At 73.7% G+C, this 16169-nt stretch carries 12 protein-coding genes and 1 riboswitch; of the genes, 3 read left to right on the plus strand and 9 right to left on the minus strand.

Annotation, left to right across the window (positions count from 1 at the left end):
- Positions 1-42 precede the first annotated feature (42 nt).
- Positions 43-771 carry a ZIP family metal transporter gene (locus M8H82_RS02570; RefSeq protein ID WP_250070636.1) on the plus strand — a complete coding sequence of 243 codons (729 nt, stop codon included), beginning with the start codon at positions 43-45 and terminating at the stop codon, positions 769-771.
- Between the two features lie 17 nt (positions 772-788).
- Here the strand turns inward: M8H82_RS02570 and cobI are convergent, their stop codons facing one another.
- From cobI to M8H82_RS02615, 9 genes are all read right to left on the minus strand, one after another.
- Complete coding sequence (gene cobI / locus M8H82_RS02575) at positions 789-1535, minus strand: precorrin-2 C(20)-methyltransferase (RefSeq protein WP_250070637.1); 747 nt, start codon at positions 1533-1535, stop codon at positions 789-791.
- Complete coding sequence (locus M8H82_RS02580; protein ID WP_250070638.1) at positions 1520-2920, minus strand: cobyrinate a,c-diamide synthase; 1401 nt, start codon at positions 2918-2920, stop codon at positions 1520-1522. Before M8H82_RS02580 ends, cobI begins: the two co-directional genes overlap by 16 nt.
- Complete coding sequence (gene cobO, locus M8H82_RS02585) at positions 2920-3519, minus strand: cob(I)yrinic acid a,c-diamide adenosyltransferase (RefSeq protein WP_250070639.1); 600 nt, start codon at positions 3517-3519, stop codon at positions 2920-2922. Before cobO ends, M8H82_RS02580 begins: the two co-directional genes overlap by 1 nt.
- Positions 3519-5510: a putative cobaltochelatase gene (locus tag M8H82_RS02590; RefSeq protein WP_250070641.1), complete on the minus strand. Its 1992-nt coding sequence runs from the start codon at positions 5508-5510 to the stop codon at positions 3519-3521. The genes cobO and M8H82_RS02590 overlap by 1 nt, the downstream gene beginning before the upstream one ends.
- A complete protein-coding gene (gene cobN, locus M8H82_RS02595; RefSeq protein ID WP_250070642.1) occupies positions 5507-9160 on the minus strand; it encodes a cobaltochelatase subunit CobN in 3654 nt (1217 codons plus the stop codon). Before cobN ends, M8H82_RS02590 begins: the two co-directional genes overlap by 4 nt.
- Positions 9157-10668, minus strand: coding sequence for a cobyric acid synthase (locus tag M8H82_RS02600; RefSeq protein WP_250070643.1), 1512 nt, complete (start codon positions 10666-10668; stop codon positions 9157-9159). The genes cobN and M8H82_RS02600 overlap by 4 nt, the downstream gene beginning before the upstream one ends.
- Entirely contained in the window at positions 10665-11606 is a 942-nt protein-coding gene (locus M8H82_RS02605; RefSeq protein WP_250070645.1) for a cobalamin biosynthesis protein, read from the minus strand. The genes M8H82_RS02600 and M8H82_RS02605 overlap by 4 nt, the downstream gene beginning before the upstream one ends.
- A 120-nt stretch (positions 11607-11726) precedes the next feature.
- A riboswitch (cobalamin riboswitch) is annotated at positions 11727-11869 on the minus strand.
- Positions 11870-12041: 172 nt separating this feature from the next.
- Positions 12042-12263: a hypothetical protein gene (locus tag M8H82_RS02610; RefSeq protein ID WP_250070646.1), complete on the minus strand. Its 222-nt coding sequence runs from the start codon at positions 12261-12263 to the stop codon at positions 12042-12044.
- 31 nt (positions 12264-12294) lie between these two features.
- Entirely contained in the window at positions 12295-13527 is a 1233-nt protein-coding gene (locus M8H82_RS02615; RefSeq protein WP_250070647.1) for an inorganic phosphate transporter, read from the minus strand.
- 265 nt (positions 13528-13792) lie between these two features.
- Here M8H82_RS02615 and M8H82_RS02620 point away from each other — a divergent pair, with 265 nt between their 5' ends.
- Together M8H82_RS02620 and M8H82_RS02625 are read left to right on the plus strand one after the other, a co-directional pair.
- Positions 13793-14494 (plus strand): class II aldolase/adducin family protein, encoded by a 702-nt coding sequence (locus M8H82_RS02620; RefSeq protein ID WP_250070648.1) that lies wholly within the window; start codon positions 13793-13795, stop codon positions 14492-14494.
- A 489-nt stretch (positions 14495-14983) separates the two neighbouring features.
- Positions 14984-16111 (plus strand): S9 family peptidase, encoded by a 1128-nt coding sequence (locus M8H82_RS02625; protein ID WP_250070649.1) that lies wholly within the window; start codon positions 14984-14986, stop codon positions 16109-16111.
- The last annotated feature ends 58 nt before the right edge of the window (positions 16112-16169 follow it).

Consider the following 16169-nt stretch of genomic DNA (forward strand, 5'->3'; position numbering starts at 1 on the left):
TCGCACCCGCACGGACGCCTGCCGATCGGATAGCAAGGCCCTATGGCGGTCTTCGTAGCGCTCGGCGCGTTCCTCATGACGCTGGCCGGCGGCTGGACGGCGCAGCGCGTCACGGACCGCCGCCACCTCGTGCTGGGCCTGGCCGGGGGCCTGATGCTGGGCGTGGTCGGCCTCGACCTGCTCCCGGAGGCACTGGACGCGGCCGGCCAGGAGGTCCACGGCGTACCGGCCGCCCTGCTCCTCTTCGTGGCCGGCTTCCTCCTCGCCCACCTGGTGGAACGGCTGCTGGCCGCCCGTCAGGCCGCGCACGGCGCCGAGGAGAAGGACGGGCGCGCCCCCGAGGTGGGCCTCACGGCGGCCGCGGCGATGGTCGGCCACAGCGCCATGGACGGCGTGGCCATCGGCGCGGCCTTCCAGGTCGGCGGCGGCATGGGCGCCGCGGTCGCCGTCGCCGTCATCGCCCACGACTTCGCGGACGGCTTCAACACGTACACGATCACCAGCCTGTACGGCAACGCCCGCCGCCGAGCTCTCGCGATGCTGTTCGCGGACGCCGTCGCACCGGTGGCGGGCGCCGCGTCCACGCTTTTCGTGGACATCCCCGAGGGCCTGCTCGGCGCCTATCTCGGGTTGTTCGGCGGCGCCCTGCTCTACCTCGCGGCGGCGGAGATCCTGCCCGAGGCCCACCACGAGCACCCGGCCGGCTCGACGCTGCTGTGCACGATCGCGGGCGTGGTGTTCATCTGGCTGGTGGTCGGGGTGGCCGGCTGACCGCGGCCCGGGACCGCTCACAGCTTCCCGCCCCGCCCGCCGTCGCGCCGGGCGGGCGCGATGAGCGTGGAGAGGTACGGCAGCGGCGCCCCGTCGAGTTCGGCGGCGGGCCGGATGGACTCCTCGGGCAGCCCGAGCGCGGCACCCCACACGGCGTCGCCGAGCCGCCCGGTCTCCCGCAGCGCCTCGGCCACCTCGGCGGCCTGCCGCCCGAACTTGTAGGCGACGACGGTGCCGGGCCCGGCCAGCGCGTCCTTGAGCACGGCGGCGCCGGCGGTGACCGGAACGAGGGTGAGCGGCTCGGTGCCCTCGGTGAGCACGGCACCGGAGCGGGCGGCGAGATCCTGCATGGCGGTGATGCCGGGCACGGTCTCGACCGCGGTGTCCGGCAGCAGCTCCCCGATGGTCAGGGCGAGATAGGTGAAGGTGGAGTACACGTTCGGATCGCCGATGGTGGCGAAGGCGACGACGGAGTGCTCGCGCAACAGCTGCGCCACACGCTCCCCGGCGGCGTCCCAGGCGTCCTCCCGCCGCTTGCGGTCGCTGCGCTCATTGAGAGCGAACACGACCCGTACGACCTTGTCCTCGGGCACGTAGTGCAGCACGGTCGCCTCGGCGCGCCCCCGCTCACCGGTGTCCAGGACGGGCACGACGACGACATCGGCGGCCCGCAGAGCGTTGACGCCCTTGACGGTCACCAGCTCGGGATCGCCGGGGCCCACCCCGACTCCGATCAACCTGCTGCTGCTCATGACGTCCGGCACCTCTCCACGAACCGACGGGCGACACCGGGCCGGGACGCCCAGTGCGTGTGCAGATAACTGGCGTGCACACCGCGCTGTACAAAACCTTCGACACGACGCTCCGGGGCACGCACGCCCCACGCCGGGTCCGCCCCCGCCCCCGGCGCCACGACGGTCCGGTGGAACTCGTGCCCCCGCATCCGGGTCCCGGCGCCGGCGAGCGAACTGTCGCTCACCGCCACCGCGTCCCGGTACCCGAGGGTGAGCCGCTCCGACATCCGCGCCTCGGCGTCGAGGACCCCGCACATCGGCAGCCCGTCGAGCTCCCGGCACAGGTAGAGCAGCCCGGCGCATTCGGCGGCGACGGGAGCGCCGCTCAGGGCGAGCTCGGTCACGGCCTTGCGCAGCGGCTCATTGGCGGACAGCTCGGCGGCGTACACCTCCGGGAACCCGCCCCCGATGACCAGACCCCGGGTGCCGTCGGGCAGCTCCTCGTCCCGCACCGGATCGAAGGCGACGACGTCGGCACCGGCGGCGGCGAGCAACTCGGCGTGCTCGGCATAGGAGAAGGTGAAGGCGGGCCCGCCGGCCACGGCCACCACCGGACGCTCGCCGGCCACGGCCACCACGGGACGCCCGTCGGCACCCTCAGCCCGTCCGGCAGCCGCAGCCGCAGCCGCACCCGGAGACCAGGCAGCACCCGGCACAGCCCCCGCACTCCGCGCCAGCGCCAGCAACCCGTCCAGATCACACCCCGCCGCGACCTGCGCGCCCATCGCGGCGACAGCCTCCACCGCCGCAGCCCGCCGCTCGGCGACCGGCACCAACCCCAGATGCCGAGACGGCGTATCCACCTGAGCCACCCGCCGAAGCACCCCGAGCACCGGCACCCCGACCGACTCCAACGCCTCCCGCAACAACCCCTCATGCCGATCCGACGCGACCTTGTTCAGGATCACGCCCCCGACCCGCACCTCCGGATCCCACGACACGAACCCGTGCACCAGCGCCGCGACGGACCGCGACTGCGAGGACGCGTCCACCACCAGCACCACCGGCGCCCGCAGCAGCTTCGCCACCTGGGCGGTGGACGCCAGTTCGCCCTCGCCCGCGGCCCCGTCGTAGAGCCCCATCACACCCTCGACCACGGCGAGGTCGCACCCGCGCGCCCCGTGCAGGAACAACGGCCCGACCAGCTCCGTCCCGCACAGGTACGCGTCGAGATTGCGCCCCGTCCGCCCGGTGGCGAGCGCGTGGTACCCGGGATCGATGTAGTCGGGCCCCACCTTGTGCCCGGACACGGCAAGCCCCCGCGCGGCGAACGCGGCCATCAGCCCGGTGGCGACGGTGGTCTTGCCGCTGCCGGAGGACGGCGCGGCGACGACCAGACGGGGGACCGCGGACATCACCACTCGATGCCCCTCTGCCCCTTCTGCCCGGCGTCCATCGGGTGCTTCACCTTGGACATGTCGGTCACCAGATCGGCGAAGCTGACGAGCTTCTCGGGGGCGTTCCGCCCGGTGATCACCACATGCTGGGTCCCGGGCCGGTCGCGCAGCACGTCGACGACCTCGTCGGTGTCGACCCACCCCCAGTGCATCGGGTACGCGAACTCGTCGAGCACGTACAGCTTGTACGTCTCGGCCGCCAGGTCCCGCTTGACCTGCTCCCAGCCCTCGCGGGCCTTCTCCTCGTTGTCCATCTGGGCATCGCGCTGCACCCACGACCAGCCCTCGCCCATCTTGTGCCAGTCGACGGACCCGCCCTCACCACTGGCACCGAGCACCCGCAGCGCGTTCTCCTCGCCGACCTTCCACTTGGCCGACTTCACGAACTGGAACACCCCGATCGGCCACCCCTGGTTCCAGGCGCGCAGCGCGAGCCCGAACGCGGCCGTCGACTTGCCCTTCCCGATGCCCGTGTGCACCACGACCAACGGCCGGTTGCGTCGCTGACGCGTCGTCAGCCCGTCATCGGGAATCACACTCGGCTGCCCCTGCGGCATTACGCGGCCCTCCTCTGTACGTCCTTCACCAGTCCGGCGATCGAGTCGGCCCGCAACTCGTCCAGCGTCACGGCCGTACCCTCCAGCTCCCCGGCCAACTGCCCGGCGAGACCGAGCCGTACGGGCCCCGACTCGCAGTCGACGACGACCGACGCGACCCCGTCGGCGGCGAACAGCCGGGCCGCCCGTCCGGCCAGCGCGACCGGCTCCGGCCCACCGGTGGCGCGCCCGTCGGTCACCACAACGACCAGCGCCCGCCGCGCGGGGTCGCGCAGCCGCTCCACCCGCAGCACCTCGTGCGCCTTCAGCAGCCCGGCGGCGAGCGGCGTACGCCCGCCCGTGGGCAGCGACTCCAGCCGGCCCGCGGCCGCGTCCACCGACGAGGTCGGCGGCAGCGCCACCTCCGCGGCCGACCCCCGGAAGGTCACCAGCCCCACCTTGTCCCGCCGCTGGTAGGCGTCCAGCAGCAGCGACAGCACGGCCCCCTTCACGGCGGCCATCCGCTGCCGGGCCGCCATCGACCCGGACGCGTCGACCACGAAGAGGACGAGATTGCCCTCACGCCCCTCCCGGACCGCCTGCCGCAGATCGTCCCGCCGGACCACCAGCCCCGGGCCCGACCGCCCGCGGGCCCGCTGGTGCGGAGCGGCCGCCTGCACGGTCGCCGCCAGATGCAGCTTCGTCAGCGCGCCCTGGGGCCGCCGTGCGCCGGTCGTCCGCCCGTGCGCGGTCCGCGCCCGCGACCGCCGGCCGGCGGCGCCCTCACCGATCCCGGGCACGCTCAGCACCTTGGTACGGAACGGCTCGGCCGCCCGTACCGCGGACTGCTCACCGGCACCCGAGGGGGACCCGGCGCCCTCACCCTCTTCGGGCCGCGCTCCGGTGTCACCGCCCTGCGGGGGCCCGTCGTCCGGCTGTCCGCCGCCCCCGCCGGGACCGCCGCCCGGCCCGTCGGGGTCCGGATCGTCCTCGGGGGACTCCCCGGAGAACTCCTCCAGCGTCTGGTCCAGTTTGTCCTCGTCCAGGCCGGGCGCATCGAAGGGATTGCGCCGCCGGCGGTGCGGCAGCGCGAGCAGCGCGGCCTGCCGGACGTCCTCGGCCAGCACCTCCGTGCGCCCGGCCCACGCCGCCAGCGCGGTGGCGGTGCGCGCCATCACGATGTCGGCGCGCATCCCGTCCACCTCGAAGGCGGCGCAGGTCGCCGCGATCTGCCGGAGCGCCCGGTCCCCGAGCCGCACCGACGGCAACAACTCCCGTGCGGCGACGATCCGTTGCCGTACCGCCGCCTCCTCGTCCGCCCAGCGGGCCGCGAAGCCGGCCGGATCGTCGTCGTGGGCGAGCCGCCGCCGGACCACCTCCACCCGCTGGTCGGGCTCCCGCGAGGCCGCGACCTCGACGGTCAGCCCGAACCGGTCCAGGAGCTGCGGCCGCAGCTCGCCCTCCTCGGGGTTCATCGTCCCGACGAGCAGGAACTTCGAGGCGTGCCGTACGGAGACACCCTCCCGCTCCACGTAGGACGCGCCCATCGCCGCCGCGTCGAGCAGCAGGTCGACCAGGTGGTCGTGGAGGAGGTTGACCTCGTCGACGTAGAGGATCCCGCGGTGCGCGTCGGCCAGCAGGCCCGGCTCGAAGGCCTTCACGCCCTCCGCGAGCGCCCGCTCGATGTCGAGGGCACCGACGAGCCGGTCCTCGGAGGCCCCGACGGGCAGTTCGACCATGCGGGCGGGCCGGGCGGCGCCGGGACCGGCCTCGTGCGGCCCGTCCGGGCAGACCGGGTCCGGCTTCGCGGGGTCGCAGGAGAACCGGCATCCGGGCACGACGGCCACTTGGGGCAGCAGCGCCGAAAGGGCCCGCACGGCCGTCGACTTGGCGGTGCCTTTCTCGCCGCGCACGAGCACACCGCCGACCGCCGGGGACACGGCGTTCAGCAGCAGCGCGAGCCGCAGATCGTCCTGGCCGACAACGGCCGTGAACGGGAAGGGGGTGGTCACTGGTCGCCCTCCAAGTCGCCTTCCAGCTCCAGATACGTGGCCCGCAGCCGCTCCAGCGTCTCCGCGTCCGGCTCCGCCCACAGTCCGCGGTCCGCGGCCTCCAGCAGCCGCTCGGTGATCCCGCGCAGCGCCCAGGGGTTGGACTTCTTCATGAAGTCCCGGTTCTCGGGGTCGAAGACGTACTCGGCGCTGAGCTTCTCGTACATCCAGTCGTCCACGACCCCGGCGGTGGCGTCGTAGCCGAAGAGGTAGTCCACGGTCGCCGCCATCTCGAAGGCGCCCTTGTACCCGTGCCGGCGCATCGCCGCCATCCAGCGCGGGTTGACCACGCGAGCCCGGAAGACCCGGTGCGTCTCCTCGCCCAGCGTGCGGGTCTTGACCTGGTCGGGGGTGGCGGAGTCGCCGACGTAAGCCTCGGGGGAGGCGCCCGTCAGATGGCGGACCATGGCGACCATGCCGCCGTGGTACTGGAAGTAGTCGTCCGCGTCGACGAGGTCGTGCTCACGGGTGTCGACGTTCTTCGCCGCGACCGCGATCCGCCTGAACGCCGTCTCCATGTCCCCGCGCGCCGCGCGCCCGTCGAGCCCGCGCCCGTAGGCGTAGCCGCCCCACACCGCGTACACCTCGGCGAGGTCGGCGTCGGAGCGCCAGTTGCGGGCGTCGATCAGCGGCAGCAGACCGGCGCCGTACGCGCCCGGCTTGGAGCCGAAGACACGGGCGGTCGCGCGCCGGCGGTCACCGTGCTCGGCGGTGTCCTCCTCCACGTGCTTGCGCACGAAGTTGACCTCGGCGGGCTCGTCCAGCTCGGCCACCGCCCGCACCGCGTCGTCGATCAGCGCGACCACATGCGGGAACGCGTCCCGGAAGAACCCGGAGATCCGGACGGTGACGTCGATGCGCGGCCGTCCCAGCTCCGCCGGCGGCACCACCTCGAACCCGGTCACCCGGCGCGAGGCGTCGTCCCACACCGGGCGGCAGCCCAGCAGCGCCAGGATCTCCGCGATGTCGTCGCCCTGGGTGCGCATCGCGGACGTGCCCCACACCGTGAGCCCGACGGACTGCGGGTACTCCCCGGTGTCCTGGAGGTAGCGGGCCACCAGCGAGTCGGCGAGGGACTGGCCGACCTCCCAGCTCAGCCGGGAGGGGATGGCCTTGGGGTCGACCGAGTAGAAGTTGCGGCCGGTCGGCAGGACGTTCACCAGACCGCGGGTCGGCGACCCGGACGGGCCCGCCGGGACGTAACCGCCGTCCAGGGCCCGCAGGATGTGCCCGATCTCGTCCGTCGTGCGGGCGAGCCGCGGCACGACCTCGTCGCAGGCGAACTCCAGCACGGCGACGGCCTCGGGCAGTTCGGTACCGAGCACCTCGCGGACGAGGGCGGGAACCGCGGCGGCCTGCCAGTCCCGCTCCTCCATGCCCTCCGCCACCCGGCGGCACAGCTGCTCCAGCAGGTCGATCGCGTCGGCGGCCGTACGCGCGGGCCCCTCCACCAGGTCGGACAGCTCCACCGGCACCTTCAGGGGCGCGCCCGGCTCGGCCAGCAACTCCTTCTCGCTGAGCCCGAAGTGGGCCGCGAAGGACGCCCTGAGGCCGGGCAGCGCGTTCGCCTGTCCGCCCCACACCTGCGCGGCGCGCAACACGGCGAGCACCAGGTTCACCCGCGGCTCACCGACCGGGCCGCTGCCGAGGATGTGCAGGCCGTCACGGATCTGCACGTCCTTGATCTCGCACAGGTAGCCGTCGATGTGCATGACGAACTCGTCGAACTCCGTGTCGTCCGGCTGCTCGTCGACATGCAGGTCGTGGTGGAGCTCGGCCGCCTTCACCAGCGTCCAGATCTGCGCGCGCACGGCCGGCGCCTTGGTCGGGTCCAGGTCGGAGACGAGCGCGTACTCGTCGAGCAGCTGCTCCAGCTTCGCCAGGTCACCGTAGGTGTCCGCGCGCGCCATCGGCGGTACGAGGTGGTCGACGACCGTGGCGTGGCCGCGCCGCTTGGCCTGGGTGCCCTCGCCGGGGTCATTGACGATGAAGGGGTAGATGAGGGGGAGTTCACCGAGTACGGCGTCCGGTGCGCAGCCTCCGCTCAGCCCGAGCCCCTTGCCCGGCAGCCACTCCATCGTGCCGTGCTTGCCCATGTGGACGACGGCGTCGGCACCGAAGGAGTTCTCCAGCCACCGGTAGGCCGCCATGTAGTGGTGGGACGGCGGCATGTCCGGGTCGTGGTAGATCGCGATCGGGTTCTCGCCGAAGCCCCGCGGCGGCTGGATCATCACGACGACGTTGCCGAACTGGAGGGACGCGAGCACGATCTCGTCCCCGTCGACGTACAGCGAGCCCGGCGGCTCGCCCCACGCCTCCAGCATGGCGTCCCTGAGCTCCGGGTCGAGCCGGTCGAACCACGCCCGGTAGTCCGCGAGCGGCACCCGCGCGGGCGCGGAGGCCAGCTGCTCCTCGGTCAGCCACTCGACGTCGTGACCGCCGGCCTCGATCAGCCGGTGGATCAGCTCGTCGCCGCCGGAGGGGTATGCGGTGACCCCGTACCCGGCTTCCTTGAGCGCGTCCAGGACCCGCACCGCCGAGACGGGCGTGTCGAGTCCGACCGCGTTGCCGACCCGGGAGTGCTTGGTCGGGTAGGCGGTGAAGACGAGCGCCAGCTTCTTCTCGGCGTTCGGCTTGTGCCGCAACCGGGCGTGCCGTACGGCGATGCCGGCGACGCGCGCGGCCCGCTCCGGGTCGGCGACGTACACCGGGACGTCGTCTGGGCCCTGCTCCTTGAAGGAGAACGGCACGGTGATCAGCCGGCCGTCGAACTCCGGGATGGCGACCTGCATGGCCGCGTCCATGGGGGAGAGGGCGGCGTCGGACTCGTCCCAGGCGCGGCGCGAGGAGGTCAGGCAGAGCCCTTGCAGCACCGGGATGTCGAGGTCGGCGAGGGCGCCGATGTCCCACGCCTCCTCGTCGCCGCCCGCCGACGCCTGCGAGGCGTGCGTGCCGCCGGCGGCGAGGACCGTGGCGACGAGGGCGTCGGCCCGCCCGAGGATCTCGTACAGGCCCGCGTCCGCGCCGCGCAGCGAACCGCAGTACACGGGCAGGGCGTTGGCGCCGCGGTCCTCGATGGCGTCGCAGAGCGTGTCGACGAACGCGGTGTTGCCGCTGAGCTCATGGGCCCGGTAGAAGAGCACGCCGACGGTCGGGCGGCCGCTCTCCTGCGCGCGGGAGCCGTGGACGCCGTACTCCGGCATCTGCTGCGGCTCCAGGAACCCCTCGCCGGTCAGCAGCACGGTGTCGGAGAGGAACCGGGCCAGTTCGGTGAGGTTGGCGGGCCCGCCCTCGACGAGGTACCGCAGTGCCTCGGCGACCACACCGGCGGGCACCGACGAGTCAGCCATCAACTCGGCGTCCGGGACGCTCTCCCCGCCCAGCAGCACCGTGGGGATGCCGGACGCCTTCAGCGCGGCGAGCCCGTCCTCCCAGGCGCGCTTGCCGCCGAGCAGCCGTACGACGGCGATGTCGGCGCCCGCGAGGAGCGCGGGCAGTTCTTCGGCGACGTCCACGCGGGTCGGGTTGCCGATCCGGAAGGAGGCACCGGAGGCGGCCCTGGCCGCCAGCAGATCCGTGTCGGCGGTCGACAACAACAACACTGTGCTCATGCGGGCGCTCCCGGTGGAATGAAGGGCAGTCCTTGCGGCGCGCCCGACTCGATGAGCCGCCAGAGCGCGTCGGTGTCCGCGTGCTGTTCGATCAGATCGCCCAGCAGGTCCAGCTGTTCCTCGCGCAGCGCGGCGAAGGAGGTGTCGGCGGCCGGCACGAAGCGGCGGCCCGCGGCGGCCGCCACCTCCCGCAGGAACGCCCGGCGGAAACCGTCCGACTCCAGCGAGCCGTGCCAGTGCGTGCCCCAGGTCTGGCCGACCCGGCAGCCGTCGAGGAAGGGCTCGCCGCCCGCCACGGAGGCCACCCCGTGGTGGATCTCGTACCCCTCGACCCGCTCGCCGAGGGCTTCCCCCACCGGCCGGGTGAGGGTCTTCTCGCGGGCGAACCGCACCCGCACGGGCAGCACGCCGAGCCCCTCGACCCGGCCCCGGCGGCTCTCCACGTCGTCCTCGATGTGCTCGCCGAGCACCTGGAAACCGCCGCAGATGCCGAGCACCGGCCGCTGCTCGGCCGCCCTGCGGACCAGGGCGTCGGCCAGCCCCCGGGCGCGCAGCCACTCCAGCGCCTTCACCGTGCCCCGGGTCCCCGGCACCACGACGAGATCGGCGTCGGCCAGTTCCTCCGGCCGGTCCACGAACCGCACGACGACGCCCGGTTCGGCGGCCAGCGCGTCGACGTCCGTGAAGTTGGACATCAGCGGGACCGCGCAGACGGCGACCCGCAGCACGTCCGCGCCGACGGGCGGGGCGACCACGGACTCCCGCACGCTGCCCCGCAGGGATACCCGCAGCCCGTCCTCCTCGTCGATGCCGAGCCCGTGCCGGAAGGGCAGGACGCCGTAGGTCCGGCGCCCGGTGAGGCCGTGCAGCATGTCGAGGCCGGGTTCCAGCAGCGAGACGTCACCGCGGAACTTGTTGACCAGGAACCCGGCGACGAGGTCCTGGTCCTCCCGGGAGAGGAGGGCCACCGTCCCGAAGAAGGAGGCGAAGACGCCCCCGCGGTCGATGTCGCCCACCACCAGCACGGGCAGCCGGGCGCGGCGCGCGACGCCCATGTTCACGATGTCGGTGCGCCGCAGATTGATCTCGGCCGGCGAACCGGCCCCCTCGCAGATCACCGCGTCGTACGTGCCCCGCAGTTCGGCCAGGCAGTCCAGCACCGTCCCGAGGAGCTGCTGCTGCCGTCCGCCGTGGTAGCCGCGCGCGCTCAGCTCGCCCACCGGCTTGCCCATGAGCACGACCTGGCTGCTCTGCTCGCCGCCCGGCTTGAGCAGCACCGGGTTCATCAGCGCGGTCGGTTCGACACGGCAGGCCTGCGCCTGCATGGCCTGCGCCCGCCCGATCTCGGCGCCCTCGCGGGTGACGAAGGAGTTCAGCGACATGTTCTGCGCCTTGAAGGGCGCGACCTTCACCCCCTGCCGGACCAGCCAGCGGCAGATCCCGGCGGTGACGACACTCTTGCCGGCGTCGGAGGTGGTGCCGGCGACGAGGAGACCTCCGCCGTTCATGACCGCCTCCCCGCCACGGCGCTGCGCGCGGCGGCGCTGACCGCCAGCGCGAGCCAGCTCACCCGACGGGACAGCCGTACGGCCCGCTCGATGTCCCCCACCTCCACAGCACGCCCTTCCCCGTTCAGCACCGGCCGGTGCTCGATCCGCCCGCCGTACGACAAGGTCCCCCCGAGCCGTACCCCCAGCGCCCCCGCGAACGACGCCTCCACGGGCCCCGCGTTGGGGCTCGGATGCTGCGCCGCGTCGGCGCGCCAGGCCCGTAGCGCACCCCGGGGATCGCCTCCGGCCGCGGCGGCGAGTACGGCGGTCAGCCGCGCCCCCGGCCACCCGGCGACGTCGTCCAGGCGCGCGGAGGCCCAGCCGAACCGCCGGTAGCGGGGCGACTTGTGACCGACCATCGCGTCGAGGGTGTTCACGGCCCGGAACCCGAGGAGCCCCGGCACCGAGCCCACGGCACCCCACACCAGCGCTCCCACGACGGCGTCGGAGGTGTTCTCGGCGACGGACTCCACCACCGCCCGCGCGATCCCGTCGGCGTCCAGTGCCTGCGGGTCCCGCCCGCACAGATGCGGCAGCCGCGCCCGCGCCGCCTCGACGTCCCCCGCCCGCAGCGCTCGCCCGACGGTCCGGGCCTCCCGCGCGAGCGACGTCCCGCCGACGACCGACCAGGTGGCGACGGCGGTCAGCGCGACGGAGGCGGCGGGGGAGCGGCGCACCGCACGGGAGGCGAGCGCACCCACGGCGACGGCGCCACCGGCGCACACGGCGGTGTGCAGCGCGCCCCGGCCGCGGTCGTCCCGCCACAGCCGCCGTTCCACGGCGTGCGCGGCCCGCCCGAACACGGCGACCGGATGCCCGCGGCGGGGATCGCCGAGCAGCAGGTCACCGAGGAGGCCGGCGGCGGCGCCGTACGCGAAAACGCGATCGGCCCGCATCGGCTCAGCCGGCCGTCGGGTCGGCCGGAACCCCGGCGTCGGGGGCCTTGCACCTCAGAGCCTGTGGCAAACGGCAGCCGCGCATGGCGATATGTCCTCACTCAGGGTGTCCACGCCCTGGTTCGACGAGACCGGCGGTGAGAGTTCCTGGCTCCCGGGGCTTCCTACCCCGGTGACAGTGGCGGGACCGCGCCGGAATCGCACCGGCTTCCTCTCCTGCCGCCGTAAATGGCTCCGGCAGTCCACCACGGGCCCGGAACAGCCGTCAACTTGCTGTTGACCTGCGAGAGAAGAGTGTGCTGAGGCCCACACCGGGCCCGGCGGGGCGGGTTTGGCCCCCTGGGGCCGCCCCGCTCGCGGCGCACGCGAAAGCGCCCTGCCCCGAGGACCCCCGCAGGGGTCACCGGAACAGGGCGCGAGTCCGTCGCGCAGGCGTCAGGCCACGATCAGATAGATCCCGTACGCCACGGCCGCCGCGCACGCCGCGAAGCACGCGTACGCGCCCGTGACGGCCAGGCCCGCGGAGCCCCCCTGCTCCACCGCCCGCTCGCGCCGCGTCAGACCCGCGATGCCGAGGGTGAAAAGGGCTACCAGGGCCACGGTGACCACGAGGCTGACGCCGAAGACGGAACCGAGAGCCGCCCAGTCGATCTTCATGATGCTGCTTCCTTGAGTATCCGGTCGGGGGTCAGACGCGGGCCGACGGCGTCGGCTCCCCGGACGGGGCCGGGATCGTCGCCGCGAACTCCTCGGTCGCCGGGCCGGCCGGCGGCGGCGTGACAGCCGCCATCGCCGTCGTCACGACACCCGCGGGCTCCTCGGTCTCGTTGACGTTGGTGTGGTCGACGACCTCGCGCCGCGACACCTTCCAGATGGCCGCGCTGGAGCCGACCAGGAAGACCGCCACCACCGCCGTGCCCCAGGAACCGAAGCCCGTGACCCACTCGGCCAGCGCGGCGACGAGCGCGGCGGCCGGCAGGGTCAGGCCCCACGCGACGAACATCCGGGTCGCCGTGGACCAGCGGACGACGCCGCCCTTGCGGCCCAGGCCGGCGCCCATCACCGCACCGGAGACGGAGTGCGTGGTGGAGAGGGAGAAGCCGAGGTGGGAGGAGGCCAGGATGACCGTCGCCGCGCTGGTCTGGGCGGCGAAGCCCTGCTGCGGCTGGAGGTCGGTCAGGCCCTTGCCCATGGTGCGGATGATCCGCCAGCCACCGAGGTAGGTGCCGAGCGCGATGGCCACGCCCGCGGAGAGGATGACCCACATCGGCGGGTCCGAGTCGGGCGCCAGGGTGCCGCCGGCGACGAGGGCGAGGGTGATGATGCCCATCGTCTTCTGCGCGTCGTTGGTGCCGTGGGCGAGCGAGACCAGGCCGGCGGAGGCGATCTGGCCGGCGCGGTAGCCCTTCTCGGAGGACTTGCTGCCGCCGGCCTTCTTGCCCATGGAGTACATCAGCTTCGTGGCCAGCAGCGCCGCGAGGCCCGCGACCAGCGGGGCGGCGATCGCCGGGATGAGGACCTTGGTGACGAGCACGTCGCCGTGGACCGCGCCGACGCCCGCGGAGGCGATGGTCGCGCCGATCAGGCCGCCCATGAGGGCGTGCGAGGAGCTGGAGGGCAGGCCCACCAGCCAGGTCAGGAGGTTCCAGAGGATCGCCCCGACCAGCGCGGCGAAGATGACCTCGGGACGGATGCCGGTCTCGTCCACGAGACCTTTGGAGATCGTGTTGGCGACCTCCACGGAGAGGAACGCGCCGACAAGGTTCAGCACGGCGGACATGGCCACCGCGACCTTGGGCTTGAGCGCACCGGTCGAGATGGTCGTCGCCATCGCGTTGGCGGTGTCGTGAAAACCGTTCGTGAAATCGAACGCGAGTGCGGTTATTACCACAATCGCGAGGATCAGCGAGAAGTTTTCCATTTACCCAGGCAATCGTTCGAGGTCATTGGCCGGACGAACGTAAGTAACCTGAGTGAACGGAAGGTGAACTGGGGTGAGCCGCATGGTGTCTGAATGAGGCATTCCGACTTTCCTCGGTTGCGCACCGCCTCGCACGGTCCAGGCGCCCCAAGGGTCACGCGCTCCGGGCGATCTTGCGGCGTGGTTCCGGGATCCGTGAAAGAGATCCTGGTCACCCGGCAGCGGGCCCGCGTTGTTCCGGCGCGCGGGCTGGCAGGATCGCCGCATGGCTGAGCAGCGAGAGGGCGCACCGGGCGTGGGGGAGTCAGGACCGGAGAAGGTGCGGCCCGAGGTGGCGCGGGCCTGGGAGGAACTGGTCGCGACCGCCCGCCGGACCGTGGCCGAGGGCCTGGTCGTGGGCACGTCCGGCAATGTCTCGGTGCGCGTCGGGGACACGGTCCTGGTCACCCCCACGGGGGTGCCCTACGACCGGCTCGCGCCCGAGGACGTGACGGGCGTCGACCTGTCCGGGCGCCGGATCCTCGGGAGGCTGCGGCCCACGAGCGAGCTGCCCATGCACCTCGCCGTCTACCGCGCCACCGGCGCCCGCGCGATCGTCCACACCCACGCCGTGCACGCCACGGCCGTCTCGGCCCTGGTGCAGGAGGTCCCGGCGATCCACTACATCACCGCGGACCTCGGCGGCCCCGCCCGGGTCGCCCCGTACGCGACGTACGGCACCGAGGAACTGGCCGAGAACATGCTCCGGGCCCTGACCGACCGCACGGCCTGCCTCCTGCAGAACCACGGCACGATGGCCTACGGCGCCACCCTCACCCAGGCCTACGACCGCACGGCCCAGCTGGAGTGGATGTGCCGGGTATGGCTCACGGCGTCCTCGGTACCGGGCCTCTCCCCGTCCCTGCTGTCCCCCGGGCAACTGACAGAGGTGGCGCAAAAGCTCCGGGGGTACGGCCAGCAGGACTGACCCCGCGCCGCGGCCCTGCCCCGGGGCCTCGTCCTGGGGCCCTCTCCCGTGGCCTCGCGCAGTGGCCCGACGCCGCGGCCCTGTCCGGCCTCCTCGCTCTGCAGCCTCGCCTTCTGGCCCGACCCCGTGGCCCCACTGCGCCGCCCCGTCCAGCGCCGTGTCCTCGCCGCCACGCCCTGCGGGCCCCACGTCGCAGCCCCGCCGCCCTGTCCCCTCGTCGTTCCGCACCGCGTCGCGGTCCTGTGCCAGCGCCCTGCGGCCCCTCGCCCTGCACCCCGCGCCGCGGCCCCTCGCCTCGCGGCCCCGCCCCGCGGACGTGGGCGATCACCCGCACGGCACTGCAGCCCTCGTCACCCGGCGCCGCGCTGCACACACCTCGTCCCCCGCCACGGCACCCCACCCCTCGTCACCCCGCACCGCACCGCACCCCCGTCACCCGCCTCCGCCCTCCCACTGGCCGTAGGCGGGGTCCGCCGGGACACTGGATCCGTGCGCACTGTCACCGCGACGGCCGCTGCCGTCACCATGGCCCTGGCCGCCGGCGCGGCAAGCGTGGCCGCCGGGCGACTCGCCAGCGACGCCGCGCTCAAGGCGCCCCCAGGCAGGCCCCTGCCCACCGAACCTCCGCTCACTGTGCACGGCACGGCGGCCGGCCAGATCTCGCTCACCCGGGACCTGGCCTCCCTGCGCCCCGGCGTCTACGGCCTCGGCGGCGACGGCTCGCACGCGATCGTGGGCCCCGTGATCGCCACCGCGACCCACACCGCCGACACGGTCGTCCGCCGCCTGGAACGCGTCACCCACGGCACCCTCAGCCCCGGCAACCGCGTATGGCTCACCCCCAACCTCTACGTCGGCGACCCGCGCGCCGCGCTCGGCCTCGACCACGCCGACGTCGACATCCCCGGCGAGCTCGGCACGCTGCCCGCGTGGTTCGTGCCCGGCGCCCGCCCCACCTGGATCATCGCGGTGCACGGCCTCGGCACCACCCGCGAACTCGCCATGAACGTCATGGAGTCCCTCACCGCCCGCCACTTCCCGGTGCTCGCCCTGGGCTACCGCGGCGACCTGGGCGCACCCCGCTCCCCGGACGGCCTGAACCACCTCGGCGAGACCGAGTGGCGCGACCTGGACGCGGCACTCCGCTACGCCGTGAGCCACGGCGCCCGGCAGATCGTGCTGCTCGGCTGGTCCACCGGCGCGACGATGGCCCTGCGCGCCGCCGCCCGCTCCGGGCTGCGGGACCGGATCTCGGGACTCGTCCTGGACTCCCCGGTGCTCAGCTGGGAGGCGACCCTGCGCGCCCTCGCCGCCGCCCGCCGCACCCCGGGCGCCCTGCTCCCGCTCGCTGTCCGCGCCGCCCAGGGCCGCACGGGCCTGTACGGCGACCGCGCCGCCCCCGACGAGATCACCTACCGGCTGAACGTGCCGACCCTGATCTTCCACGGCCCCGACGACATCGTCGCCCCCTGGATCCACTCCCGCCGCCTGGCCGACGCCCACCCCGGCCTGGTCAACCTCCACACGGTCAAACGCGCCCCCCACAGCGCCATGTGGAACGCCGACCCCAAGGCCTACGAGGAAACCCTGCGCCGCTTCCTGACCCCTCTCATGTGAGCGCCCCGGACGACGACACCCACCGGACCGGTCCCGCGGGTTCCGTTTAACCCGGTAC

This window comes from Streptomyces sp. YS415, assembly GCF_023544665.1.
Taxonomy (GTDB): Bacteria; Actinomycetota; Actinomycetes; order Streptomycetales; family Streptomycetaceae; genus Streptomyces.

Bases quoted from the DNA above. Each gene is read 5' to 3' on its own strand.
- M8H82_RS02570 (WP_250070636.1), top strand. From the start codon at position 43: ATGGCGGTCTTCGTAGCGCTCGGCGCGTTCCTCATGACGCTGGCCGGC.
- M8H82_RS02580 (WP_250070638.1), bottom strand. From the start codon at position 2,920: ATGTCCGCGGTCCCCCGTCTGGTCGTCGCCGCGCCGTCCTCCGGCAGC.
- cobO (WP_250070639.1), bottom strand. From the start codon at position 3,519: ATGCCGCAGGGGCAGCCGAGTGTGATTCCCGATGACGGGCTGACGACG.
- M8H82_RS02600 (WP_250070643.1), bottom strand. From the start codon at position 10,668: ATGAACGGCGGAGGTCTCCTCGTCGCCGGCACCACCTCCGACGCCGGC.
- cobN (WP_250070642.1), bottom strand. From the start codon at position 9,160: ATGAGCACAGTGTTGTTGTTGTCGACCGCCGACACGGATCTGCTGGCG.
- M8H82_RS02615 (WP_250070647.1), bottom strand. From the start codon at position 13,527: ATGGAAAACTTCTCGCTGATCCTCGCGATTGTGGTAATAACCGCACTC.
- M8H82_RS02620 (WP_250070648.1), top strand. From the start codon at position 13,793: ATGGCTGAGCAGCGAGAGGGCGCACCGGGCGTGGGGGAGTCAGGACCG.
- M8H82_RS02610 (WP_250070646.1), bottom strand. From the start codon at position 12,263: ATGAAGATCGACTGGGCGGCTCTCGGTTCCGTCTTCGGCGTCAGCCTC.
- M8H82_RS02605 (WP_250070645.1), bottom strand. From the start codon at position 11,606: ATGCGGGCCGATCGCGTTTTCGCGTACGGCGCCGCCGCCGGCCTCCTC.